Origin of the sequence: Bradyrhizobium sp. 190 (assembly GCF_023073415.1) — a bacterium.
Taxonomy (GTDB): domain Bacteria; phylum Pseudomonadota; class Alphaproteobacteria; order Rhizobiales; family Xanthobacteraceae; genus Bradyrhizobium.
In genome coordinates, this window is record NZ_JADPJL010000001.1 from 141,717 (window position 1) to 164,818 (window position 23,102).

The 23,102-nt window shown below is 62.3% G+C and carries 23 protein-coding genes, 2 tRNA genes and 2 pseudogenes; 7 read left to right on the plus strand and 20 right to left on the minus strand.

Annotated elements, in window-relative coordinates:
* Positions 1-10: 10 nt before the first annotated feature.
* The 17 genes from IVB22_RS00655 to IVB22_RS00735 form a co-directional block, all read right to left on the minus strand.
* The gene (locus tag IVB22_RS00655; protein WP_247515414.1) at positions 11-1,522 is read right to left on the minus strand and encodes an NADH-quinone oxidoreductase subunit M; all 1,512 of its coding nucleotides are present in this window, start codon (positions 1,520-1,522) and stop codon (positions 11-13) included.
* Entirely contained in the window at positions 1,522-3,597 is a 2,076-nt protein-coding gene (gene nuoL / locus IVB22_RS00660; protein ID WP_247515415.1) for an NADH-quinone oxidoreductase subunit L, read from the minus strand. Before nuoL ends, IVB22_RS00655 begins: the two co-directional genes overlap by 1 nt.
* Before the next feature lie 8 nt (positions 3,598-3,605).
* A complete protein-coding gene (gene nuoK / locus IVB22_RS00665; protein WP_171581897.1) occupies positions 3,606-3,914 on the minus strand; it encodes an NADH-quinone oxidoreductase subunit NuoK in 309 nt (102 codons plus the stop codon).
* Positions 3,911-4,549 carry an NADH-quinone oxidoreductase subunit J gene (locus tag IVB22_RS00670; protein WP_247515416.1) on the minus strand — a complete coding sequence of 213 codons (639 nt, stop codon included), beginning with the start codon at positions 4,547-4,549 and terminating at the stop codon, positions 3,911-3,913. Before IVB22_RS00670 ends, nuoK begins: the two co-directional genes overlap by 4 nt.
* 9 nt (positions 4,550-4,558) lie before the next feature.
* A complete protein-coding gene (gene nuoI / locus IVB22_RS00675) occupies positions 4,559-5,053 on the minus strand; it encodes an NADH-quinone oxidoreductase subunit NuoI (RefSeq protein ID WP_247515417.1) in 495 nt (164 codons plus the stop codon).
* Positions 5,054-5,060: 7 nt separating this feature from the next.
* The gene (nuoH, locus tag IVB22_RS00680; protein ID WP_247515418.1) at positions 5,061-6,131 is read right to left on the minus strand and encodes an NADH-quinone oxidoreductase subunit NuoH; all 1,071 of its coding nucleotides are present in this window, start codon (positions 6,129-6,131) and stop codon (positions 5,061-5,063) included.
* Between the two features lie 10 nt (positions 6,132-6,141).
* Positions 6,142-8,220, minus strand: coding sequence for an NADH-quinone oxidoreductase subunit NuoG (nuoG, locus tag IVB22_RS00685; protein WP_247515419.1), 2,079 nt, complete (start codon positions 8,218-8,220; stop codon positions 6,142-6,144).
* 7 nt (positions 8,221-8,227) lie between these two features.
* Positions 8,228-8,722, minus strand: a complete 495-nt coding sequence (locus IVB22_RS00690) for a hypothetical protein (RefSeq protein ID WP_247515420.1) — start codon at positions 8,720-8,722, stop codon at positions 8,228-8,230.
* Positions 8,723-8,724: 2 nt separating this feature from the next.
* Positions 8,725-10,050: an NADH-quinone oxidoreductase subunit NuoF gene (gene nuoF, locus IVB22_RS00695; protein ID WP_247515421.1), complete on the minus strand. Its 1,326-nt coding sequence runs from the start codon at positions 10,048-10,050 to the stop codon at positions 8,725-8,727.
* Between the two features lie 21 nt (positions 10,051-10,071).
* Entirely contained in the window at positions 10,072-10,287 is a 216-nt protein-coding gene (locus IVB22_RS00700) for a hypothetical protein (protein WP_247515422.1), read from the minus strand.
* On the minus strand, positions 10,284-10,895 hold the full coding sequence (gene nuoE / locus IVB22_RS00705) for an NADH-quinone oxidoreductase subunit NuoE (protein WP_108516285.1): 612 nt from the start codon (positions 10,893-10,895) through the stop codon (positions 10,284-10,286). The genes IVB22_RS00700 and nuoE overlap by 4 nt, the downstream gene beginning before the upstream one ends.
* An 11-nt stretch (positions 10,896-10,906) precedes the next feature.
* The gene (locus IVB22_RS00710) at positions 10,907-11,863 is read right to left on the minus strand and encodes an FkbM family methyltransferase (RefSeq protein WP_247515423.1); all 957 of its coding nucleotides are present in this window, start codon (positions 11,861-11,863) and stop codon (positions 10,907-10,909) included.
* Complete coding sequence (locus tag IVB22_RS00715) at positions 11,863-13,053, minus strand: NADH-quinone oxidoreductase subunit D (protein ID WP_247515424.1); 1,191 nt, start codon at positions 13,051-13,053, stop codon at positions 11,863-11,865. The genes IVB22_RS00710 and IVB22_RS00715 overlap by 1 nt, the downstream gene beginning before the upstream one ends.
* Before the next feature lie 3 nt (positions 13,054-13,056).
* Complete coding sequence (locus tag IVB22_RS00720; RefSeq protein ID WP_247515425.1) at positions 13,057-13,668, minus strand: NADH-quinone oxidoreductase subunit C; 612 nt, start codon at positions 13,666-13,668, stop codon at positions 13,057-13,059.
* Positions 13,669-13,679: 11 nt separating this feature from the next.
* The gene (locus IVB22_RS00725; RefSeq protein ID WP_374207424.1) at positions 13,680-14,273 is read right to left on the minus strand and encodes an NADH-quinone oxidoreductase subunit B family protein; all 594 of its coding nucleotides are present in this window, start codon (positions 14,271-14,273) and stop codon (positions 13,680-13,682) included.
* Entirely contained in the window at positions 14,264-14,629 is a 366-nt protein-coding gene (locus IVB22_RS00730; RefSeq protein WP_057856661.1) for an NADH-quinone oxidoreductase subunit A, read from the minus strand. The genes IVB22_RS00725 and IVB22_RS00730 overlap by 10 nt, the downstream gene beginning before the upstream one ends.
* 197 nt (positions 14,630-14,826) lie before the next feature.
* Positions 14,827-15,342: a MarR family winged helix-turn-helix transcriptional regulator gene (locus tag IVB22_RS00735; protein WP_247515427.1), complete on the minus strand. Its 516-nt coding sequence runs from the start codon at positions 15,340-15,342 to the stop codon at positions 14,827-14,829.
* A 177-nt stretch (positions 15,343-15,519) separates the two neighbouring features.
* Here IVB22_RS00735 and IVB22_RS00740 point away from each other — a divergent pair, with 177 nt between their 5' ends.
* The 3 genes and pseudogenes from IVB22_RS00740 to IVB22_RS00750 all read left to right on the plus strand — a co-directional run bounded on the left by IVB22_RS00740 (position 15,520) and on the right by IVB22_RS00750 (position 17,585).
* Entirely contained in the window at positions 15,520-16,710 is a 1,191-nt protein-coding gene (locus IVB22_RS00740; protein WP_247515428.1) for an aromatic ring-hydroxylating dioxygenase subunit alpha, read from the plus strand.
* A 64-nt stretch (positions 16,711-16,774) separates the two neighbouring features.
* A pseudogene (locus IVB22_RS00745) lies at positions 16,775-17,115 on the plus strand (MFS transporter); the annotation flags it as partial.
* A 275-nt stretch (positions 17,116-17,390) separates the two neighbouring features.
* Positions 17,391-17,585, plus strand: coding sequence for a hypothetical protein (locus tag IVB22_RS00750; protein ID WP_214491641.1), 195 nt, complete (start codon positions 17,391-17,393; stop codon positions 17,583-17,585).
* Positions 17,586-17,682: 97 nt separating this feature from the next.
* On the opposite strand, the gene IVB22_RS00755 is transcribed toward IVB22_RS00750, so the two are convergent.
* A tRNA-Asp gene (locus tag IVB22_RS00755) sits at positions 17,683-17,759 on the minus strand.
* Between the two features lie 310 nt (positions 17,760-18,069).
* Between IVB22_RS00755 and IVB22_RS00760 the strand changes: the two are divergent.
* From IVB22_RS00760 to IVB22_RS00770, 3 genes and pseudogenes are all read left to right on the plus strand, one after another.
* Positions 18,070-18,381 (plus strand): annotated as a pseudogene (locus IVB22_RS00760) (HU family DNA-binding protein); the annotation flags it as partial.
* A gap of 106 nt (positions 18,382-18,487) precedes the next feature.
* Positions 18,488-19,744, plus strand: coding sequence for a peptidase T (gene pepT / locus IVB22_RS00765; RefSeq protein ID WP_247515430.1), 1,257 nt, complete (start codon positions 18,488-18,490; stop codon positions 19,742-19,744).
* 148 nt (positions 19,745-19,892) lie between these two features.
* The gene (locus IVB22_RS00770) at positions 19,893-20,270 is read left to right on the plus strand and encodes a hypothetical protein (protein ID WP_247515431.1); all 378 of its coding nucleotides are present in this window, start codon (positions 19,893-19,895) and stop codon (positions 20,268-20,270) included.
* A 567-nt stretch (positions 20,271-20,837) separates the two neighbouring features.
* Here IVB22_RS00770 and IVB22_RS00775 read toward each other — a convergent pair.
* Positions 20,838-21,698: a class I SAM-dependent methyltransferase gene (locus tag IVB22_RS00775; RefSeq protein WP_247515432.1), complete on the minus strand. Its 861-nt coding sequence runs from the start codon at positions 21,696-21,698 to the stop codon at positions 20,838-20,840.
* 328 nt (positions 21,699-22,026) lie between these two features.
* Between IVB22_RS00775 and IVB22_RS00780 the strand changes: the two genes are divergently transcribed.
* Positions 22,027-22,707, plus strand: a complete 681-nt coding sequence (locus IVB22_RS00780; protein ID WP_308200339.1) for a hypothetical protein — start codon at positions 22,027-22,029, stop codon at positions 22,705-22,707.
* A 157-nt stretch (positions 22,708-22,864) separates the two neighbouring features.
* Here the strand turns inward: IVB22_RS00780 and IVB22_RS00785 are convergent.
* Positions 22,865-22,941 (minus strand) — tRNA-Val (locus tag IVB22_RS00785).
* Positions 22,942-23,102: the final 161 nt, after the last annotated feature.

Genomic DNA, 23,102 nt, shown 5'->3' on the forward strand with positions numbered 1-23,102 from the left:
GGCGGCGGCCTTACTGGACGACCAGCGCGGCTGCCTTCACGGCAGTCACGGCGGCATTGTAATTGTTGACGAGTTGCTGAACCGAGGCGGCCGACATATCGAGCACCGGCTTCGGATAGACGCCGAACAGGATGGTGAGAAACACCAGTGGGAACAGCGTCAGGCTCTCGCGGAACGTCAGGTCCTTGATGCTGGCGAGCGACGGCTTGGTCAGCGCGCCGAACACCACCTTGCGATAGAGCCACAGCGCATAGCCGGCCGACAGGATCACGCCGAGGGTTGCAAAGGTCGCGGTCGGGATCGAGACCTTGAAGGTGCCGAGCAGCGTCATGAATTCACCGACGAAGCCGCTAGTGCCGGGCAGACCGACATTGGCCATGGTGAAGACCATGAACACCAGGGCGTAGAGCGGCATCCGGTTTACCAGGCCGCCATAGGCCGCGATCTCGCGGGTATGCATGCGGTCGTAGACGATGCCGACGCACAGGAACAGCGCGCCGGAGACGATCCCGTGCGACACCATCTGGAATACGCCGCCGGCCACGCCCTGCGTGGTGCCGGCGAAGATGCCCATGGTGACGAAGCCCATGTGCGCCACCGACGAATAGGCGATCAGCTTCTTGATGTCTTCCTGCATCAAGGCCACCAGCGAGGTGTAAACGATGGCGATCACCGACAGCGTGAAGATGATCCAGGCGAAATCATGCGACGCCAGCGGGAACATCGGCAGCGAGAAGCGCAGGAAGCCGTAGCCGCCCATCTTCAACAGGATCGCTGCCAGGATCACCGAGCCTGCCGTCGGCGCCTCGACGTGCGCATCGGGAAGCCAGGTGTGTACCGGCCACATCGGCATCTTCACGGCGAAGGAGGCAAAGAACGCCAGCCACGCCCAGGTCTGCAAGCTGCGCGGCACCGCGGTCTGCATCAGCGTCGGGATGTCGGTGGTGCCGGCGTTCCAGTACAGCGCCATGATGGCGAGCAACATCAGCACCGAGCCGAGCAGCGTGTAGAGGAAGAACTTGAACGACGCGTAGACCCGGCGCGGGCCGCCCCAGACGCCGATGATCAGGAACATCGGGATCAGGCCGCCCTCGAAGAACAGGTAGAACAGCACGAGGTCGAGCGCGGAGAAGGTGCCGACCATCAGCGTTTCCAAGAGCAGGAACGCCATCATGTATTCGCGCACCCGCATCGTGATCGATTTCCAGCTCGCGATGATGCAGAACGGCATCAGGGCAGTGGTCAGGATCACGAATGGCAGCGAAATGCCGTCGACACCCATGTGATAGGTGATGCCGCTGGCGAGCCAGTTCGCCTTTTCGATGAACTGGAAATCCGGATTGGCCGCATCGAAGCGCCAGACCAGGATCAGCGACACCGCAAAGGTGACCAGCGTGGTCCACAGCGCGATCCAGCGCGCATTACGGCGCGCGGCCTCGTCGTCGCCGCGGGTGAGATAGATCGCCAGCGCGCCGATGACCGGCAGAAACGTGACGACCGAAAGGATGGGCCAGGTTGTCATTACTGGCCTCCCAAGCCGAACATGAACCAGGTGATCAGCCCCGCGACCCCGATCAGCATCGCAAAGGCATAGTGATAGAGGTAGCCGGTCTGGATCTTCACCACATTGCGGGTGACATCGAGCACGCGCGCCGAAACACCATCCGGGCCGAAGCCGTCGATGACCAAGCCGTCGCCCTTCTTCCACAGGAAGCGGCCGAGCCACTTCGCCGGACGAACGAAGATGAAGTCATAGAGCTCGTCGAAATACCATTTGTTGAGCAGGAACTGGTAGAGCATCTGGTGCTGGTTGGCGAGCTCGACCGGCAGATACGGCCGGCGGATGTAGAAGACGTAAGAGATGTAAAGGCCAATCGCCATCATGACGGTTGGCAGATAGACGATGATCTTCGGAATGTGGTGCATCTCGTCGATGATGTTCGGATGCATCTTCAGCGACTCGCGGAAGAACTCTCCCACACCGTGGCCGGCAAACAGTTCGTAGAACGGGAAACCGGCCAGGATCGAACCTGCAGCGAGGATGCCGATCGGGATCAGCATCCATAGTGGCGCCTCGTGGGCGGCCTCGTAATGATGCTGATCATGCGGCTCGCCGTGGAACGTCTTGAAAATCAGGCGCCACGAATAGAACGAGGTCAGTGCCGCCGCGATCACCGTCATCGCGAAGCCGTAGTATCCGAACGGATTGTGCGCGACATAGGCCGACTCGATGATCGCGTCCTTGGAGAAATAGCCGGCCGTGAGCGGGAAGCCGGTCAGCGCCAGGGTGCCGATCACCATCACGCTGTAGGTGTAGGGGATCTTGCGCCACAGCCCGCCCATGTTGCGGATGTCCTGCTCGTGATGCATCGCGTAGATCACCGAGCCGGAGCCCAAGAACAACAGCGCCTTGAAGAAGGCGTGCGTGAACAGATGGAAGATGCCGACCGAATAGGCCCCTGCTCCCATCGCCACGAACATGTAGCCGAGCTGCGAACAGGTCGAATAGGCGACGATGCGCTTGATGTCGTTCTGGACGAGGCCGACGGTCGCGGCAAAGAACGCGGTGGTGGCGCCGAAGAACATGACGACCGCCTGCGCGTTGGGCGCGAGCTCGAACAGCGGCGACAGCCGCGCCACCATGAACACGCCGGCGGTCACCATGGTCGCCGCGTGGATCAGCGCCGAGACCGGGGTGGGGCCTTCCATGGCGTCCGGCAACCAGGTGTGCAGCAGGAACTGGGCCGATTTGCCCATCGCGCCCATGAACAGCAGCAGGCAGGTCAATGTCAGCGCATCGGCATGCCAGCCGAAGAAATTGATGGTCTTGCCCGACAGCCCCGGCGCGCCGGCGAAGATCGTCTCGAAATCGGTGGTATTGAGCAGCATGTAGATGGCGAAAATGCCGAGCGCGAAGCCGAAATCGCCGACACGGTTGACCACGAAGGCCTTGATCGCCGCCGCGTTCGCCGACGGTTTCTGATACCAGAAGCCGATCAGGAGGTAGCTGGCGAGACCGACGCCCTCCCAGCCGAAGAAGAGCTGGACCAGATTGTCCGCGGTCACCAGCATCAGCATCGCGAAGGTGAACAGGCTGAGATAGCTGAAGAAGCGCGGCCGGTTCGGATCCTCGTCCATGTAGCCGATGGAATAGAGGTGCACGAGCGAGGAGACGGTGTTCACCACGACCAGCATCACGGCGGTCAGCGTGTCGACCCGCAGCGCCCACGCCACCTGCAGATCGCCGGAATTGATCCAGGGAAACAGCGCGATCCTGACGACATCACGGTGCAGGAAGCCGATCTCGACCAGCACCACCCAGGAAAGCGCCGCGGAAACGAACAGAAGTCCCGTGGTGATCAGCTCGGCCGCGCGCGACCCCTGCGCCGGCGGTTCCGAGACGTGGTGGTCGTCGTGGCCGTGATCGCCATGACCATGGTCGTCATGGGCGTCAGCCGCATGGGCGTGATCGCCGTGCCCATGGTCGTGATGCTCGACCGCATCGCCGCTCGGGTTGCGCGCATGCGCCCCGAAGATCGCGATCAGGCCGGCCAGAATGGCGCCCAGCAGCGGCAGAAAGACGATTGCCTGAACCATAGCTGCCCTTAGCCCTTCATCAAATTAACGTCTTCAACCGCAATCGAGCCGCGATTTCGGAAATAGACCACGAGTACGGCAAGACCGATCGCAGCTTCAGCGGCCGCGACCGTCAGCACGAGCAGCGCGAACACCTGCCCGACGATGTCGCCGAGGAAGGTCGAGAACGCCACCAGGTTGATGTTGACGGCGAGCAGGATCAGCTCGATCGACATCAGGATGACGATGATGTTCTTGCGGTTCAGGAAGATGCCGAGAATGCCAAGCGTGAACAGGATGGCGCCGACCGCGAGATAGTGCCCCAGACCGATCGTCATTTCACCCACTCCGCCGCATCCGCATCCTGCAGCCCCTGTCCAGACGCCACCTGGCGCACGGCCATCGCGAGCTCCGGCGTCCGCGCGTTCTGCACGTTGATGTCCTGCCGCTTGACCTTCGCCTTGTGGCGCAGCGTCAGCACGATGGCGCCGATCATCGCCACCAGAAGCACCATGCCGGCGATCTGGAAGTAGTGGATGTACTTCGTATAGAGCACCAGCCCGAGCGCCTCGGTGTTGCTGACATTGGCCGGGATCGCCGCCGTGATCTGCTTGACGGTGCCGGGATTGATGACCCAGCCGCCGGCGACCAGCAGCAGTTCGACGAGGAAAATCGCGCCGATCACCAGGCCAATTGGCAAATATTCCAGGAAGCCCTCGCGCAGCTCGACGAAATCGACGTCGAGCATCATGATCACGAACAGGAACAGCACCGCGACGGCGCCGACATAGACGACCACCAGAATCATTGCCAGAAATTCGGCGCCCATCAGGATAAACAGGCCGGAAGCGTTGACGAACGCCAGGATCAGGAACAGCACGGAGTGCACGGGATTGCGCGACACAATCACCATGACCGCCGACGCCACGCAGACGCCGGCAAAGAGATAGAAGAACAGCGCGGAAACGATCATGCCCTCACCTCACCGGTACGGCGCGTCGAGTTCGATTGCTTTCGCAATCTCGCGCTCCCAGCGGTCGCCATTGGCGAGCAGTTTCGCCTTGTCATAATAGAGTTCCTCGCGGGTCTCGGTCGCGAATTCGAAATTCGGTCCCTCGACGATGGCATCGACCGGACAGGCTTCCTGGCACAGGCCGCAATAGATGCATTTCACCATGTCGATGTCGTAGCGCACGGTGCGGCGGGTGCCGTCGTTGCGGCGCGGCCCGGCCTCGATCGTGATCGCCTGCGCCGGGCAGATCGCCTCGCACAGCTTGCAGGCGATGCAGCGCTCCTCGCCGTTCGGATAGCGGCGCAGCGCATGCTCGCCGCGGAAGCGCGGGGAGATCGGCCCCTTCTCGAAGGGATAATTCAGCGTCGGCTTCGGCTTGAAGAAATAGCGCATGGCGAGAAAGAACGCCGATACGAATTCGCTCAGCAGAAGCGCGCGGGCCGTTGCGTTGATGTTGACACTCATAGCAACCTCACTTCGGCGCGAGGCCGGTGAATTGCAGCACGCCGGCCACAATCACCACCATCGCCAGCGACAGCGGCAAAAACACCTTCCAGCCGAGCCGCATCAGTTGATCGTAGCGGTAGCGTGGCACGATCGCCTTCGCCATCGCGAACATGAAGAACATGAAGAACACCTTCAGCGCGAACCAGATCACGCCGGGGATCCAGTTGAACGGCGGCAGGTCCACCGGCGGCAGCCAGCCGCCGAGGAACATGATCGTTGCCAACGCGCACATCGTGGTGATCGCGACATATTCGCCGAGCATGAACAGCAGATACGGCGTCGAGCCGTATTCGGTCATGAAGCCCGCGACCAACTCGGATTCCGCTTCCACCAGGTCGAACGGCGGGCGGTTGGTTTCGGCCAACGCCGAGACATAGAACACCACGAACATCGGGAACAGCGGCCACACATACCAGTTCAGGATGGTGAGCTGCGGCAGGCCGATCAGGCTGGCGAAGCCGCGGGTGTTCTGCGCTTCCACCACGGCCGAGAGATTGAGCGAGCCGGCGCACAGCAAAACGGTGATGATGACGAAGCCGATCGAGACTTCGTAGGACACCATCTGCGCCGCGGAGCGAAGCGCGGCCAGGAACGGATATTTCGAATTCGACGACCAGCCGGCCATGATGACGCCGTAGATCGACAGCGACGAGATCGCGAAGATGTAGAGCACGCCGACATTGATGTCGGAGATGACCCAGCCGAGATCCATCGGGATCACGGCCCAGGCGGCCAGCGCCAGCACGCAGGACACCAGCGGCGCCAGCAGGAACACGCCCTTGTTGGAGCCGGAGGGAATGACCGGTTCCTTCAGCACGAACTTCAGAAGGTCCGCGAAGGATTGCAAGAGGCCCCAGGGGCCGACGACGTTGGGGCCGCGGCGGATCTGCACCGCCGCCCAGATCTTGCGGTCAGCGAGCAGGATGTAGGCGATCGCGACCAGCAGCACGACGAGCAGCAACAGGCTCTGCGCGACCATGACGATCAGCGGCCAGAGAAAGCCGGTCCAGAACGAGCTTGCGAAGAAATCAGCCATCAGGTCACGCTCACTCCGCTGCCGTCAGCATTCGCCCGGACGCCAGCCGGGAACATTCCGCCATCACCGCCGAGGCCCGCGCGATCGGGTTGGTCAGATAGAAATCCTCGACCGAACTCTTGAACGGGGTCTTGTCGACCTTGCCGCCCTTCTTACCCGCCAGCGCCTTGACGTCTTCGGCCTTGCCCGGCTCGATCTGGTCGATCCGCATCAGATGCGGGACGGCCTTGAACAGCGCCTGGCGCAGCGCCCCGAGGGAATCATAGGGCAGCTTCTTGCCGAGCACATCCGACAACGCACGGACGATCGCCCAGTCCTCGCGCGCCTCGCCCGGCGGGAACGCCGCGCGGCTGGCGATCTGCACGCGGCCCTCGGTGTTGACATAGAGGCCGGATTTTTCGGTATAGGCCGCGCCCGGCAGGATGACGTCGGCGCGATGCGCGCCGCGGTCGCCATGGGTGCCAATATACACCACGAACGTGCCATCCGGCACTTTCACTTCATCCGCGCCGAGCAGGAACAGCACGTCGAGCGTGCCGAAGGTCGTCATCTGCGCCAGGTTGAGGCCGCCTTTGCCGGCCGCAAAGCCGATATCGAGCGCGCCCGCCCGCGAGGCGGTATCCTGCAGCACGGCAAAGCCGTTCCAACCGTCCTTGAGCGCACCGACGCCGGCCACGACCTTGGCCGCCAGCCCCAGCACCGCCGCGCCGTCATGCCGCGCCAGCGCACCGGCGCCGACCAGCACGATCGGATGCTTGGCACCCTTCAGCACCTCGGTGAAGGAATGCTTGCCGCTCGCGAGTTCGCTGAGCGTATCGGTGCCCGCGCCGAGATAGTCGTAATCATAGGTGAGGTCCGCCTTGGCGCCGATCACGGCGACCTTGAGCTGACCGGTACGCCAGCGCTTGCGGATGCGCGCGTTGAGAACGGCGGCTTCTTTGCGTGGGTTCGCGCCGATGATCAGAAGCGCGTCGGCCTGCTCGATGCCCGCAATAGTGGGATTGAAAATGTAGGTCGAACGACCGGCGCCGGCGCTGAAGGCGTCGCCCCCCTGCACCGCTAGATTGGCGGAGCCCCATTTCGCCATCAGTTCCTTCAGCGCAAACATTTCCTCGATCGCCGCGACATCGCCGGCGATCGCACCGATCCGCTTGCCGTCGGTACGGCTCGTCTTGGCGGCGATGGCTGCAAAGGCTTCCTGCCACGAAGCGGCGCGAAGCTTGCCGTTCTCACGAATATAAGGCCGGTCAAGCCGCTGCGTGCGCAGGCCGTCGACGACGTGGCGGGTCTTGTCGGAGATCCATTCCTCGTTCACGGCCTCGTTGATGCGCGGCAGGATCCGCATCACCTCACGGCCGCGGGTATCGACGCGGATCGCGGAGCCAACACCGTCCATGACGTCGACCGACTGTGTCTTGCCGAGCTCCCACGGGCGCGCCGCGAACGCGTAAGGTTTTGAGGTCAGCGCGCCCACCGGGCAGATATCGACGAGATTGCCCTGCAGTTCAGAGGTCAGCGCCTGCTCCAGATAGGTCGTGATCTCCATGTCTTCGCCACGGCCGGTCGCGCCCATCTCCGGGGCGCCGGCGACTTCGGCGGAGAAGCGGACGCAGCGCGTGCACTGGATGCAGCGGTTCATCGAGGTCTTGACCAGCGCGCCCAGATACTTGTCCTCGACCGCGCGCTTGTTCTCGGCAAAGCGCGAGGTATCGACGCCGTAGCCCATCGCCTGGTCCTGCAGATCGCACTCGCCGCCCTGGTCGCAGATCGGGCAATCCAGCGGGTGGTTGATCAGCAGGAATTCCATCACGCCTTCGCGCGCCTTCTTGACCATCGGTGAACGCGTCGAGATTTCCGGCGGCTCGCCCTTGGGGCCCGGCCGGCAATCCCGCACGCCCCAGGCGCAGCTTGCGACCGGCTTCGGGCCGCCCTTCACCTCGACGAGGCACATCCGGCAATTGCCGGCGATCGACAGCCGCTCGTGGTAGCAGAAGCGCGGAATTTCGGCGCCCGCGGCCTCGCACGCCTGCAGCAGCGTGAACTCCGCAGGCACATCGATCTCTTTGCCGTCGATGATGAGTTTGGTCATTGCTGTCTCAAGTCTTTCCCAGCTTGCAGTCTGGCGATGTAACGCTGGCGGTCTTCAGCGACGCCTTGATCCATTGCTGGGTCTCGGCGCCGTAGGTGGCGAGATAGGCCGGCTGAGCCGCGTTCTTCTCGCACAGGAACGGCAGATGCGGCTTCAGGTCGTAATCGCAGGACGCCTGCCATTCGCGCTTGTCGGCGAAGGCCGCGATCGTCTCCTCGCAGGCGTAGAGAAAATACGAGACGAAGCTCTCGTACTGCACCTGCTCCTCGCGGCTGCCGGCCTTGATCGCGTCGTAGTCGGGCTGCGAGAATTTCGGGTTCTGAAACGCCAGTTCCGTGTAGCCCAGGAATGCCTGCCGCGCGCTGGCGCCGCGGTTGTTGGTGCGGATCTCGTTGATCTGGAACAGGATCGCAACAAAGCCGAGCAGCGCCACGGCCGCCTGCGCCATCTGCGCGAGCGTCCCGTATCTCTGCCACCAAGAGCTCGGTTGCGACATCGACATCCCTACTCCGCCGCGACCATGTTCACGGGATCGCGCACGCCGATATCGTCGATATCGGCCTTGTGCGAATACTGGTCGATGCGCGCCTCGATCTCGTGGCGGAAATGCGCGATCAGACCCTGGATCGGCCAGGCTGCGGCGTCACCGAGCGCGCAGATGGTGTGGCCTTCGACCTGCTTCGTCACTTCCAGCAGCATGTCGATTTCGCGCTTGTGGGCGCGGCCTTCGGCCATGCGGGTCAGCACGCGCCACATCCACCCCGTGCCTTCGCGGCATGGCGTGCACTGGCCGCAGCTCTCATGCTTGTAGAAATAGGAAATGCGCGCGATCGCCCGGATCAGGTCAGTCGACTTATCCATCACGATCACGGCGGCGGTGCCGAGGCCGGAGCGCAATTTGCTGAGGCTGTCGAAATCCATCGGCGTGTCGATGATCTGCTCGGCCGGCACCATGCGCACCGACGAGCCGCCGGGGATCACCGCCTTCAGATTGTCCCAGCCGCCGCGAATGCCGCCGCAATGGCGCTCGATCAGTTCGCGGAACGGAATCCCCATCGCCTCTTCGACGTTGCAGGGCCGCTCGACATGACCCGACACGCAGAACAATTTGGTGCCGACATTGTTGGGTCGGCCGATGGCAGCGAACCACGCCGCGCCGCGCCGCAGGATGTCGGGCGCAACCGCAATGGATTCGACGTTGTTGACCGTGGTCGGGCAGCCATAGAGGCCGACATTGGCTGGGAACGGCGGCTTCAGCCGCGGCTGGCCCTTCTTGCCCTCGAGGCTCTCCAGCAGCGCAGTTTCCTCGCCGCAGATATAGGCGCCGGCGCCGTGCGCGACATAGATGTCGAACGGCCAGCCATTGAGGTTGTCCTTGCCGACCAGCTTTGCGTCATAGGCCTGGTCGATCGCGGCCTGCAGATGCTCCCGCTCCCGGATGAACTCGCCGCGCACATAGATGTAGCAGGCATGCGCGTTCATCGCGAAGCTCGCCAACAGGCAGCCCTCGACGAGGAGATGCGGATCGTGCCGCATGATCTCGCGGTCCTTGCAGGTGCCGGGCTCGGACTCGTCGGCATTGACCACGAGATAGCTCGGCCGGCCGTCGGTCGATTCCTTCGGCATGAACGACCATTTCAGGCCGGTCGGAAAGCCCGCCCCGCCCCGCCCGCGGAGGCCGGAGGACTTCATCTCGTTGATGATCCAGTCGCGGCCCTTGTCGATGATCGCCTTGGTGCCGTCCCACGCGCCACGGCGGCGTGCGCCCTCAAGCCTCCAGTCGTGGAGGCCGTAGAGGTTCTTGAAGATGCGATCCTTGTCGTCGAGCATGACTTGAAGCTTCCTAGCGGATCAACGATTGGACTGCGCGTAAGCGAGACCCGCGGCGCATCCGCCGAAGGTCAGCGCCCACAACAGGCTGGATTCGAGCGTTGCGTTCAGCCCGTAACGCTGCAGGAGAAAAATGAACGCCGCCGCCGCGATGGCGTGCATGCCGATATAGCGCCAGTTCTTCATCGCGCTGACCCTTCCCTGCCCGATCACGGGCAATGTGCCGTTACGCGTCATGTGGTTTCCTTCAGCGTCGTCGGCCCGCCCACCGGCGCCGAGAACTGACGGTCGATCTGCGGTCCCGGCTTCGGCGGATTGCCTGACGCGAAACCGTCGAGCACCTTGCCAAAGTTTTCCTTGGTCAGGTCCTCGTAGGTGTCCTTCCAGATCAACACCATCGGCGCGTTCACGCAGGCGCCCAGGCACTCGACCTCTTCCCAGCTGAAATTGCCGTCCTTCGACAGATGGAAGGGATCGTGATGGATGCGGCTCTGGCACACCTTGATGATGTCCTCGGCGCCGCGCAGGCGGCACGGCGTAGTGCCGCAGACCTGCACATGGGCCTTCTTGCCGACCGGCTGAAGCTGGAACATGGTGTAGAAGGTCGCCACTTCCAGCACACGGATGTAGGGCATTTCCAGCAGGTCGGCGACGGCGCGGATGGCAGCTTCCGACACCCATCCCTCATGCTGCTCCTGGACGCGCCACAGGATCGCAATCACCGCGGACGCCTGCCGACCCGGCGGATACTTTTCGATCTGCGCTTTCGCCCAGGCAAGATTCTCTTCCGAGAACGTAAAGCTCGCGGGCTGCAATTCCTTCGGTGCGAGGCGGCGGACGGACATCGTTCAGTCTCTCATTGCACGCGGCGCGCGGTCTTCGCATTGAGCGCATCGATCCGGGCGAGCCAGAATGCGCTTGCGGTGCCGAACACGTTGTAGCCGACATGGGTTGAAACCTTGATCCGGTCCAGAATCGAAAGGTCGGTCACGGTTTCAAGGCGATTGCTGCGCGGATCGTAGACGATCAGCTTCAGCGAATGGTCGAGGATGTAGCGCGATACGGTGTGCTGGGGATCGTTGCCGTGTTCCTCACAGAGCAGCACGCTGTCGCCCTGCATCAGCCGCGCGCCGCCCTTCATGGCCTCGATCTCGACGCCTTCGACGTCGAGCTTGATCAGATATTTGCCGCCGGGCGCGATCTTGCCGTCGTCCAGCAGGTTATCCAGCGCGATGACCGGCACCTCCTCACCATCAGACTGGTCCCCGGCGATGCTGAAGGCCTCATGCTTGGTGCCGGACAGCCGTGCGGTGCCGCGTGTCGCGCCGATCGCGCATTTCATGGCTTCGAAACGATTGCCGTTGATTTTGGCGTTGTTGGCGAGTTTTGGAAAATTCTGTCCCGACGGCTCGATCGCGATAGCCTTGTGCGAACCGAACGGCTTGCTCGACACCAGGACCGACCAATAGCCGTAATTGGCGCCGCAATCGAGCAGCGTGTAGTCGACGTCGGCGGAATCGCGGAACAACAGCTCCAGCTCGTCTTCGTAGCTGTAGCTTCGATTGAGCAGCTTGCTCCAGTAGCCGTCACCATAGGGAAACTCGAAGACGGCGTCAGGATTGAGTTTGACCTGGATGCCGCGCTCGGGCAGCGTCGTGCGCAACAGGTTCGCGCATATATTGTAGCCGCGATGCGAAAAATTCGACGCCACCTTCGACCCCATCACCAGCGCAACCGCGGCCAAACGCTCCCACGCGTTCGCGCCAACGAGCGCGCCCGAAGCCCGGTCAAACTGGATGGGCGCCTGCGCCATCACCGATCGACCTCTCCGAACACGATGTCGAGCGAGCCGAGAATGGCCGAGACGTCGGCGAGCAGATGGCCTTTGCAGATGAAATCCATCGCCTGCAGATGGGCAAAGCCCGGCGCGCGGATCTTGCACTTGTAGGGCCTGTTGCTGCCGTCGGAGACGAGATAGACGCCGAACTCGCCTTTGGGCGCCTCGACTGCGGCGTAGACTTCGCCGGCCGGCACGTGCACGCCTTCGGTGTAGAGCTTGAAGTGATGGATCAGCGCTTCCATCGAGCGCTTCATCTCGCCGCGCCGCGGCGGCGCGATCTTGTTGTCCTCGACGACGACAGGGCCCTGCCCGTCTGGCGCGCGGAGTTTGGCGATGCACTGCCTCATGATGCGCACGGACTGGCGCATTTCTTCCATGCGGATGCAGTAGCGGTCGTAGCAATCGCCGTTCTTGCCGATCGGAATGTCGAAATCCATTTCGGCGTAGCATTCGTAAGGCTGCGACTTGCGCAGGTCCCAGGCAGCGCCCGAGCCGCGCACCATCACGCCGGAGAAGCCCCACTCCCAGGCCTGCTGCAGCGTCACCACGCCGATATCGACGTTGCGCTGCTTGAAGATGCGGTTGCCGGTCAGCAGCGTTTCGAGGTCGGCGACGACCTGCAGGAACGGGTCGCACCAGGCCTCGATATCGTCGATCAGTTTCGGCGGCAGGTCCTGATGCACACCGCCGACGCGGAAATAGGCTGCGTGCATGCGCGAGCCGGAGGCCCGCTCATAAAACACCATCAGCTTTTCGCGCTCTTCAAAACCCCACAGCGGCGGGGTCAGGGCGCCGACGTCCATCGCCTGCGTGGTGACGTTGAGCAGATGCGACAGGATGCGGCCGATCTCGCAATAGAGCACGCGGATCAACTGGCCGCGGCGCGGCACCGTGATGCCGAGCAGCTTTTCCGCCGCCATGCAGAACGCATGCTCCTGATTCATCGGCGCGACGTAATCGAGCCGATCGAAATACGGGATCGCCTGCAGATAGGTCTTCTGCTCGATCAGCTTCTCGGTGCCGCGATGGAGCAATCCGATATGTGGATCGACGCGCTCGACGACTTCGCCGTCGAGCTCGAGCACGAGACGCAGCACGCCGTGTGCCGCCGGATGCTGCGGTCCGAAGTTGATCGTAAAGTTACGCAGGTTCTGTTCGTTCATGGGTCAGGCCTTCGGCTCAGCCTTCTCATCGCCCGGCAGCGGGTAGTCCGCGCCTTCCCAGGGCGAGAGGAAATCGAATTTGCGGAATTCCTGGTTGAGGCGGACGGGCTCGTAGAGCACTCGCTTCTCCTGGTCGTCGTAGCGGACCTCGACGAAACCGGTGAGCGGGAAATCCTTGCGCAGCGGATGGCCGTCGAAGCCGTAATCGGTCAAGAGCCGGCGCATGTCGGGATGGCCGGTGAAGATCACGCCGTAGAGATCGTAGGTCTCGCGCTCGAACCAATCGGCGCCGGGAAACACGTCGATGATCGAGGGCACCTGCGTGGTCTCGTCGGCCTCGGCGCGGACGCGGATGCGCTCGTTCAGCGTCGGCGACAGCAAATGATAGACCACGTCGAAACGCTTCTCGCGGCCGGGATAGTCCACCGCCGTCACGTCGGTGATGTTGACGAAGCGCAGCGCGGGATCGTCCCTCAGGTACTTCATGACATCGACGATCTTGCCAGCCTCGACCGTGACGGTGAGCTGGTTGAACGCGACCGCATGGGCGCTGGCCGCGCCGCCAAGCGCGCTAACAATCGTCTGCCCAAGAGCGTCGAGCTTGCCGTCGTCCATTGCCTAAAACCTTAGCGTTCGATGGTCCCGATGCGGCGGATCTTCTTCTGCAGCAGCAGCACGCCGTAGAGCAGCGCCTCCGCCGTCGGCGGGCATCCGGGCACGTAGATGTCGATCGGCACGATGCGGTCGCAGCCGCGCACGACCGAGTAGGAATAGTGATAGTAGCCGCCGCCATTGGCGCACGACCCCATCGAGATCACGTAACGCGGCTCCGGCATCTGGTCGTAGACCTTGCGCAGCGCCGGCGCCATCTTGTTGGTCAGCGTGCCCGCGACGATCATGACGTCGGACTGCCGCGGCGAGGCGCGCGGCGCAAAGCCGAAACGCTCGACGTCGTAGCGCGGCATCGACACCTGCATCATCTCGACCGCACAGCAGGCGAGACCGAACGTCATCCACATCAGGGATCCCGTGCGCGCCCAGGTGATCAGGTCATCAGCGGCAGCGACGAAGAAGCCCTTGTCCGAAAGCTCGTGATTGACCTCGAGGAAGAACGGGTCATTGGCCCCGACCGGCTTGCCGGTCGAGGGGTCGAGAATGCCCTTCGGCGCCTGCGCGATCGCGGGCGAAGAGCCTGAAGTTGCTGTCGGGCTCAATCCCATTCCAGCGCGCCTTTCTTCCACTCATAAGCAAAGCCGACCGTGAGGACGGCGAGGAACACCATCATGGACCAGAATCCGGTGGCGCCGAGCTTGCCGAACGCGACCGCCCACGGGAACAGGAACGCCACTTCGAGGTCGAAAATGATGAAGAGGATCGCGACCAGGTAGAAGCGGACGTCGAACTTCATGCGGGCGTCGTCGAATGCGTTGAATCCGCATTCATAGGCGGACAGCTTTTCCGGGTCCGGCTGCTGGAACGCGACCAGAAACGGGGCGATCAGGAGCGCCAGACCGATCAAGCTTGCCACCCCGATAAACACGACAAGTGGAAGGTAATTTTGCAGGATGCCGGTCATCGGCGGTGCCTTTTCCTGCGGATTTGGCCGCAGATTCGTTGATTGGAATTATTCTTGGCTTAGCGCAGCGCAACAGAGGGCGCAAGACAAGCCATCTTGACGTCTATGCCCGCCCTTGGCGTATCGGCAGAACCCGAAAAAGTGTTGCGTTCCTGCCTCGCCCGACCAACCCGCGCCGGGCCGCAAGGTGCCGAATTTCAGTTCAAATCCTTCTCGTCGGCGAGCATCTGGGCAGCCGTGTCGGTCAGGCGATCGATCTGGTCGAGCAGCACCTTGAAGTCGTCCTTGCTGAGCTGTTCCAGGAGCCGTCGGTTGCGCTCCTGTGCGCCTGCCACAATGGTGTCATGCGCTGCCAGCCCGGCCTTGGTCAGGCAAACCAGCGTCTCGCGGTTGTCCCGCGGGTTGACCTCCTTGGCGACCAACTTGCGCGAGACCAGTTCCGCCAGTGCCCGGCTGATCTGCCCCTTATCCATGCCGACCGCTTCCGCCAGCCGCACCACGCTCATCGCCGGCCGCCGCCCCAGCGAGGCCACCAGGCCGAACTCCACCGAGGAGAGCCCCGCCAGCCGCTTGTAGCGCAGGATCGCGCCGCGCTTGAGCAGATTGGCCAGCACCATCAGCCGCGATGACATCATCGCGGTGATCGGCGCCAATGCCTCGTCATTCCCCGCAGCGGGCGCAGGCGCGGTCTGCTTTCCGGGCTTCTGGCTCATCCCAAACCTCTGCCAACAAAGCGAGCCGATGCCAAGGTCAGTGGCGAAGCGCGATCGAACAAATCAATCAAGCGATGCGAAATGCCGATCGTTGACATTGTCATCGATCTATATTTCACTTCACTCGGACACCTCAAACGACCGCGGCGCCAAGAAGCCGTGGCGGGAGGAAGCGGCATGAACATTACGCAGCGGGATCGCGATCTCGGGACCGGCTACGCCATGAAGCCGTCCACGACCCGGACCGAACTGACCTCGGTCGGCCGCGGCACGCCGATGGGCGAACTGCTGCGGCGCTACTGGCACCCGGTAGGGCTCGTCGCCGACGCCACCGATATCCCCAGAAAACTACGCGTGCTCGGCGAGGATCTGGTGCTGTTTCGCGACAGGCACGCGCGGGCCGGCCTCTTGCACGCTCGCTGCTGCCATCGCGGCACCACGCTCTATTACGGCAAGGTCGAGGAAGACGGCATCCGCTGCTGCTATCACGGCTGGAAGTTCGACACCGAGGGCCATTGCCTCGAACAGCCCTGCGAGCCCGAGGGCGGCCTGTTCAAGGACAAAATTCGCCAGCCCTGGTATCCCCTGCAGGAACGCTACGGCCTGATCTTCGCCTATCTCGGCCCGGCCGAGAAGAAACCGGCTCTGCCGCGCTACGAATGCCTGGAAAACATGGACGACGGCGAGTTCGTCGAGGCCGATGATTCTTCCATCGGCGGCGGCGGCCCGGCCGTCATTCCCTGCAACTGGCTGCAGCATTTCGAAAACGTCGTCGACCCCTACCACGTCCCCGTGCTGCACGGATCGTTCTCGGGGCCGCAATTCACTGACATGATGGCCTCGATGCCGGAGGTGAAGTTCGAGATGTCTTCGCGCGGCGTCACCGTGCGTTCGATCCGGAGCCAGGACGACGGCAAGGTGTTTTATCGGGTGACGGAAGCCGCCCTCCCGACGCTGCGCGTGGTGGCCAATCCGCGCGTGGCGCAATTCGCCCGCGTCGAGTCGATCGGCTGGACGTTGCCGATCGACGACACGTCGTTCCGCATCTATGTCGCGGGCCGGGTGAAGAATTCGGGCGACATCGGACGGATGCGCTCAAAATTCAACGGCAAGTTCTGGTGGGACATGACCGAACAGGAGCACCAGCAATTCCCCGGCGATTACGAAGCGCAGGTCGGCCAGGGCCCCGTGACGCTGCATTCGGAAGAGCACTTTGGCCAGAGCGACCGCGGCATCCTGATGATCCGGCGAATGCTGAGCGATCAGCTTGAGGCGATCGCCGCGGGCCGCGATCCAATCGGCATCTCCTTCGATTCGAACGCGCCGCCGGTGGAATTCGAGGCGGGGAATTTCATTCGCGAGGCGTGAGGCGGCCCGTTCGGCAAAAAGCAACATCCAGGGGGAAATGGTGGATCTCGCGCCATAGGCAGCCTTGCAAACGGACGCCGCCGCAAAGCCCTCGATCCGGCGATATTACGTGCTGGCGTTGTGACGGTCATCTATGCGCTGAACTTCCTCGACCGCACCATCTTCAACGTTCTGATCGAGCCGATCAAAAAGGAGTTTGCGCTCAGCGACACAACGATGGGCCTGCTGGCAGGCTTCGGCTTCGCGCTGTTCTATTCGCTGCTAGGCATCCCGATCGCGCGCATTGCCGACCGCTTCAACCGCCGCAACATCGTGGCCGTTGCGCTGGCGTTCTGGAGCGCGATGACGGTTTTTTGCGGCATGGCGCAAAGCGTGGCAACGCTGGCGCTGGCGCGTATCGGCGTCGCCGATATTCAGCGGGCGAGTTGATCCGGTCGGCTCGAAGCCGAGCCCTTCCTTTTGTTTTTATTATTGTTTTGATCCCGGCCGGCGTCCGCACGGCCCGCGTCGCTGTCGGTCGAGCGATCTGTATGTGATCTACATCACGGATATTCGGCGGAAAACAGGCCAAAAACCGGCCGAATGAAACCATTTTGCCGAAACCGCGAAACCATACTGAAACACACGGGGCGTACATCCCTAGCCAACACAGGACGTCAAAGGCGTCCGGGAGGCATCATATGAACCACTCAATTCATTCAGCGGATCGCAGTACCCATTTGAAGATCGTGGTCGTCGCACTCGTGGCTGGCATCGCGGTGGCGGCGTTCGGCATTTCCGCCCGGACCGGCGCGGATTACAGCCAGACCGCCCAGGTCGTGAAGGCCGGCAAGCCGGTGGTCGTCACCAGCTCGAGCACCTCGACGGTGCGCTAAACGGTATCGAATTTTATTGGAATAAAAACGGCCGCCTGATGGGCGGCCTTTTTGTTTGCGGCTGGTCGTGAAGAGATCGGTTCAAGCCATTGATAAATGGCGCGAGAGACGGGACTCGAACCCGCGGCCTCCGCCGTGACAGGGCGGCGCTCTAACCAACTGAGCTACTCCCGCGGATGCCGTAATCATGTTCTGATCCGCGCAGAACCGAGGGCATAAAGGCCCGCTCCCGCTTAGTCAAGGACGTTGCGAATCCCAGCGTCAGACGGGCGTTTCTGCGATTCCGATGCAAATAACGCCCTGTTTTCAGGCCAAATAGCGTAGGCAGCGATTACCCGAATCGTTTAAGGCCTGATACGTCTGGGTTTCTTGAAACCCTCCCCCGCTCTGGTTGCACCGGACTCTTAGGGTTTCAAGTCACCACGCAAGGCATTTTCCGGCGCGAACCGGTTTCACAGCGCGTTCAAAGCCATTCAACCAACGAGGAGCGCCAGATATGGCGAAGAAAGCAGCGACTCCAGCCACTATCACACTCAAACATCTGGCCGCAGCGCTGGCCGAGGAACATGACCTGTCGAAGAAGGCTGCCGAGGCGATCCTGACCGACATGGTCGGCAAGATTGCAAAACACCTGAAGAAGGGCGAGCGGATCCGTATCGTGGGGCTCGGCATCCTCCAGGTCCGCAAGCGCGCCGCCCGCACCGGGCGCAACCCCGCCACCGGCGAGCCGATCCAGATCAAGGCCAGCAAGAAGGTCGCCTTCCGCGCCGCCAAGGAACTCAAGGAAGCCGTCTGATTCCAACGCGCCTCCTGATCCGACCAAAAGCGTCATTCCGGCGGGGACCCGGAATGGCGCTTTTCTGTTATAGAACGCTTTCCCTTGCCCAGTTTTTCGGATCGTCATGCCGGCCTCGCCCATAGCCTTCACCCACGATGTCACCGAGCGCTTCCTGCGCTATGTCGTGATCGACACCCAGTCCGATCCGGCATCGCCGACCTGCCCTTCCACCGAGAAGCAGAAGAATCTGGGCCGCCTGCTGGCCTCGGAGTTACAGGCGATGGGGCTCACCGACGCCCATCTCGACGAGCACGGCTATGTCTATGCGACGATCCCGGCCAATACCGACAGACAAGTTCCGGTGATCTGTTTCTGCTCGCACATGGACACGTCTCCGGACTGCACCGGCGCCAACGTCAAGCCGCAGATTGTGAAGAATTACCAGGGCGGCGATATCGTGCTGGCGGCCGATCCCAGCCAGGTGATCCGGCCAGCCGACCATCCCGCGCTCGCCGGCCAGATCGGGCATGACATCATCACGACCGACGGCACCACGCTCTTGGGGGCCGATAACAAGGCCGGCCTTGCCGAGATCATGGACGCGGCGCGGTTCCTGATTCAAAATCCTGATATCAAGCACGGCACGATCAAGATCCTGTTCACGCCCGACGAGGAGATCGGCCGCGGCGTCGACAAGGTCGACCTGAAGAAACTCGGCGCCGACTTCGCCTATACGATGGACGGCGAATCCGCAGGGAATATCGAGGACGAAACCTTTTCGGCCGACGGCGCCACCATCACCATCGAGGGCGTCTCGACCCATCCCGGCTTCGCCAAGGGCAAGATGGAGCACGCGATCAAGATCGCCGCCGCCATCGTCGACCGCCTGCCCAGGGATACCTGCTCGCCTGAGACCACCGAGGGCCAGGAAGGCTTTCTGCACCCGATCGGCATTACGGGCGCGCTGGAGAAAGCCACCATCGGCTTCATCGTGCGCGATTTCACCGACGAAGGGCTGCAGCAAAAGGAAGCCCTGCTCGAAGGCATCGTCAAACAAGTGATGAAGGATTATCCACGCTCGACGTACCGGATGGAGATCAAGCCGCAATACCGCAACATGAAGCAGGTGATCGACCGCCACCCCGAAACCGTCGACTATGCCATCGAGGCAATCAAGCGCGCGGGGCTGACGCCGGTGCGAAGCTCGGTCCGCGGCGGCACCGACGGTTCACGGCTGTCGTTCATGGGCCTGCCCTGCCCCAACATCTTCGCCGGCGAACACGCGTTTCATTCGCGGCTGGAATGGGTCAGCCGCCAGGACATGGAAAAGGCGGCGGAGACGATCGTGCATCTGGCCATGATTTGGGAAGAACGGGCGTAGCAACGTCGGCAAAGCTTCCATCGCATTGATTTGCATCAACTGCGGACCTTCAAGCAGTAATAAGCCGACGGCCAAGAAGCCGACCGAAAGACGTTGCTCCAATCGCACCCGTCAGTTCGGGTTTTGCATGAAAACGAGGAAGTCCACCATGCGGTTGTCTATCGTCGTCGCTTTGGCGCTTATCGTTGGAGCTACCGGCTCAACGTCCGTATCTCCAGCACTGGCTGCTCCCGACTGTCCAAAATTGGTAGAGCTGGCGGATTGGGGCGAGAACACGACCGGCGATATCAGCGTCGCGTCGGGGCAAAGTTGCCAGTTTCCGATCACAATTCGCGGCACAGCGACCAGCTCGGACATTTTAAAAAAGCCGGCGCACGGCAAGTTGAAAAAGCTCAACATAACGACTTACGAATACAAGGCGAAGGCTAGGTACAAGGGGAGCGATACCTTTGCCATCAAGGCAACGGGCCAGGGGCCGACCGCCTCCGGCACGTCCGTAATTACAGTGCAAGCGACGATCAAATAGGTTCCTCGTGTCCGTCGCCCGGCGGACGCGCAATGCCGTCCAACAAGTTGTCTTACGGCAGCGACCCTCTCAGGTCTGCTACGCCTATATCCAACGTGCTTTGGCCGCCGACCTCGTGCGTGGCATGCGTGCGGACCTCACTGTGTTCGGGCCCAGTGACGACTCGAACGATGATCGTCCCGAGCACAAGCACCGTGACCATAATCAGCCCAGTCCGGACCGGAGTTAGATACAGATCGGACAAGCGCATCATTGCTGCACCCATGCGCATCGCCGCCAGCCCGATCCAACAAGCGTCGTTGAGTCGTCGGGCGATTTGGTGGCGTAGCTATGGCGATCCGGCGTTTAATTGGAATGGGTCAGCCGCCAGGATATGGAAGGGCCGTGCAGACCATCGTGCATCCCGTCACGATCTGGATAGGCAGGTCAGCGAAGCTCTCGCCCCGTCATTGCCTGCGACAAGCGCGAAGCGCTTGCGCAAGGGAGTGACAGCGACGAAGCAATCCATGCCTCGGCGCCCGCCGATGGATGGATTGCTTCGCTCCGCTCGCAAATGACGAAGGCGAACTACGACGCGCGCGCGGTGACGATCCAGACCGACGCTGGCAGCAACACCGCATCGCCCTTGGCGAACGGGGTCAGTGCTTCGCGGATCGAATTGGCGGCAGCCTTACGGAGTTCTTCGGGCTGGCCCTCCAGCGCGCGGCTCACCGGACCGATCTCCAGTGCGCCCTGCACCGCCCCATCGAGACCGCGGCCGATCGCGGAATCCAGCAGCAGCGGACACGCCTCCATCTCGACGCCGGTAAAGCCGGCTTCACCGAGGATGCGGCGCACACGCGCCTCCGAGGCGAACGCAAACGGCCCGGGATCTTCCGGTCCCTGCTGCGGCAATTTCGGCACGTGCTTGTAGGCGGCCGCAAGCGGCGCCATGAAGAACGGGTTTTCGCGCGGCTCGCGCCAGCAGGCGAACGCCAATCGCCCTGCCGGTCGCAGCGCTTTCCGCATGTTGGCAAACGAGAGCGCTGGATCGGCAAAGAACATCACGCCGAAGCGCGACGCCAGCACGTCGAAACTCGACGGCTCGAATGGATAGACGGTCGCATCGGCCAGAACGAAATCGATCGGCAATTCCTTTGGCGCCGCCTGCCGCGCCCGCTCCAGCATCGGCTCCGAGACGTCGACGCCGAGCACGCGCCCCGAAGGCGCGACCTTCCGCGCAAACGCGATCGCGGTAGCGCCGCTGCCGCAGCCAACGTCGATCACGCGCTCTCCCGGCGTGAATTTGGCCCGGTCGACGACAAGGTCGGCAACCGGCTTGAGCAGTACGTCCTGCGCCGCCTGCCGATCGGCCCAGCGCTGGCCGGCCGGTCCGTTCCAGTAGGCAACCTGGTCGGCGTTTTGATCGTGGCTGGCTGGGGCGTCCATTCGCGCGGTCTCTCCTCATCGTGTCGGGATGTGGAAACGACGGTACGGAAGTTTCCATCACATGTCATCCCGGCACACCAATATGTGCATCATTTGGGGGATGTCATCGATGCCCAGAGAGCACCCGCGCGCCGCCGGCGCCGATCACATAGAAAGCGCAACCGGCAGCGGCTTGCAGTTCATGTCAGACGAGTGAGGCGTAACGCGGAATTAATCTCGTCAGCCTATTATCTCAGGCAGTTCTAGTTGGGTGCCGCGTAGAGGAGCCGTCGCGACGGACCATCCGGCGACGGCTCCTTTTTTGTTCACTCAGTTGAGGTTTGTGCACGTGACCACGACATCGGAAAAGCAGAGCCAAACCGAACAACCCGAATCCACGGCACCGACCAAGAAATCGAGCCGGAAATCGATCCTGGCGTTTGCGGTGTTCGCTCTTGGAATAAACACTGCTGCGGCCGTCCATACGATGTCGCCCTCCGGCTTTGCTCTGCCGAATATCAGCGATTTTGCTCTGCCTGATATCAGCAGCTTGGCCGAACTGCTTCCGCGCCAGAAAGCTTCCGATCCAATACCGGATCCGGCTGTCGCCGCATTGAAGGATATTCAGTCGGCCCAGCAGCAATATGTTGCCGCGCTGCAAGCGAATAACCTCTTATTGCAGCAAAACACAGATATTGTTCGGCAGGATTCAATTGCGCTTGCTTCCCTAAGACAGAGCGTCGTGGATGAGCAAGGCGGTGTGAAGAAGATATCCGCTCAGATAGCGGATGAGCATGAAGACGTGAAAAAGATCTCTGCGAAGATCTCCACGCTCATAGCGAAGGTCGACTCGCTGCAAAATGCAATGACCCCGGAAGTGACTTCCTCCATTTCAGCAAGGCACGCTCAAAACCGGCTATCCCGAGCAGTGCGCAAAAAGATGGCTCGGCAGCCTAAACCTGTAGGGCCTGTTTCGCTTGGAGGAGCCCCGCTAAGTCCCCCGGCTACCACGCCAACCCCACAAGGCTGAAGAACAAGAGCGAGGCGTGGGGCTTCGGTCTCGCGCCTGGACAGTCCGCCTTCTTCGAGATCCGGCGCGGCAGCCCACGCCATGCGCGCAGAACCTTTTTTGGCCACCGCCGCCGCGGAAGGCTGGCTTGCCAAGCCGAAGCCCGCAGGGCGAAGGCTGGTAGGCGGCGACGGATTCGAACCGCCGACCCTCTCGGTGTAAACGAGATGCTCTAACCAGCTGAGCTAGCCGCCCTCGCCGCCTGTTTAGCCCTGCGGCCCCCTTCGGTGCAAGGGTCGGATAGCCCCGCCTGTTCGGAAACCCTAGTCGCCCGGCCGTCCTGGTAAATCCCTGATATCGTTGACCCAAGGCGCGGCGGGGGGGCGGCACCAGATTTACCGCTCCGCCCAGCGCTG

Coding starts and splice junctions, on each gene's coding strand:
- IVB22_RS00655 (WP_247515414.1), bottom strand. CDS start 1,522: ATGACAACCTGGCCCATCCTTTCGGTCGTCACGTTTCTGCCGGTCATC.
- nuoL (WP_247515415.1), bottom strand. CDS start 3,597: ATGGTTCAGGCAATCGTCTTTCTGCCGCTGCTGGGCGCCATTCTGGCC.
- nuoK (WP_171581897.1), bottom strand. CDS start 3,914: ATGACGATCGGTCTGGGGCACTATCTCGCGGTCGGCGCCATCCTGTTC.
- IVB22_RS00670 (WP_247515416.1), bottom strand. CDS start 4,549: ATGATCGTTTCCGCGCTGTTCTTCTATCTCTTTGCCGGCGTCTGCGTG.
- nuoI (WP_247515417.1), bottom strand. CDS start 5,053: ATGAGTGTCAACATCAACGCAACGGCCCGCGCGCTTCTGCTGAGCGAA.
- nuoH (WP_247515418.1), bottom strand. CDS start 6,131: ATGGCTGATTTCTTCGCAAGCTCGTTCTGGACCGGCTTTCTCTGGCCG.
- nuoG (WP_247515419.1), bottom strand. CDS start 8,220: ATGACCAAACTCATCATCGACGGCAAAGAGATCGATGTGCCTGCGGAG.
- IVB22_RS00690 (WP_247515420.1), bottom strand. CDS start 8,722: ATGTCGATGTCGCAACCGAGCTCTTGGTGGCAGAGATACGGGACGCTC.
- nuoF (WP_247515421.1), bottom strand. CDS start 10,050: ATGCTCGACGACAAGGATCGCATCTTCAAGAACCTCTACGGCCTCCAC.
- IVB22_RS00700 (WP_247515422.1), bottom strand. CDS start 10,287: ATGACGCGTAACGGCACATTGCCCGTGATCGGGCAGGGAAGGGTCAGC.
- nuoE (WP_108516285.1), bottom strand. CDS start 10,895: ATGTCCGTCCGCCGCCTCGCACCGAAGGAATTGCAGCCCGCGAGCTTT.
- IVB22_RS00710 (WP_247515423.1), bottom strand. CDS start 11,863: ATGGCGCAGGCGCCCATCCAGTTTGACCGGGCTTCGGGCGCGCTCGTT.
- IVB22_RS00715 (WP_247515424.1), bottom strand. CDS start 13,053: ATGAACGAACAGAACCTGCGTAACTTTACGATCAACTTCGGACCGCAG.
- IVB22_RS00720 (WP_247515425.1), bottom strand. CDS start 13,668: ATGGACGACGGCAAGCTCGACGCTCTTGGGCAGACGATTGTTAGCGCG.
- IVB22_RS00725 (WP_374207424.1), bottom strand. CDS start 14,273: ATGGGATTGAGCCCGACAGCAACTTCAGGCTCTTCGCCCGCGATCGCG.
- IVB22_RS00730 (WP_057856661.1), bottom strand. CDS start 14,629: ATGACCGGCATCCTGCAAAATTACCTTCCACTTGTCGTGTTTATCGGG.
- IVB22_RS00735 (WP_247515427.1), bottom strand. CDS start 15,342: ATGAGCCAGAAGCCCGGAAAGCAGACCGCGCCTGCGCCCGCTGCGGGG.
- IVB22_RS00740 (WP_247515428.1), top strand. CDS start 15,520: ATGAACATTACGCAGCGGGATCGCGATCTCGGGACCGGCTACGCCATG.
- IVB22_RS00750 (WP_214491641.1), top strand. CDS start 17,391: ATGAACCACTCAATTCATTCAGCGGATCGCAGTACCCATTTGAAGATC.
- pepT (WP_247515430.1), top strand. CDS start 18,488: ATGCCGGCCTCGCCCATAGCCTTCACCCACGATGTCACCGAGCGCTTC.
- IVB22_RS00770 (WP_247515431.1), top strand. CDS start 19,893: ATGCGGTTGTCTATCGTCGTCGCTTTGGCGCTTATCGTTGGAGCTACC.
- IVB22_RS00775 (WP_247515432.1), bottom strand. CDS start 21,698: ATGGACGCCCCAGCCAGCCACGATCAAAACGCCGACCAGGTTGCCTAC.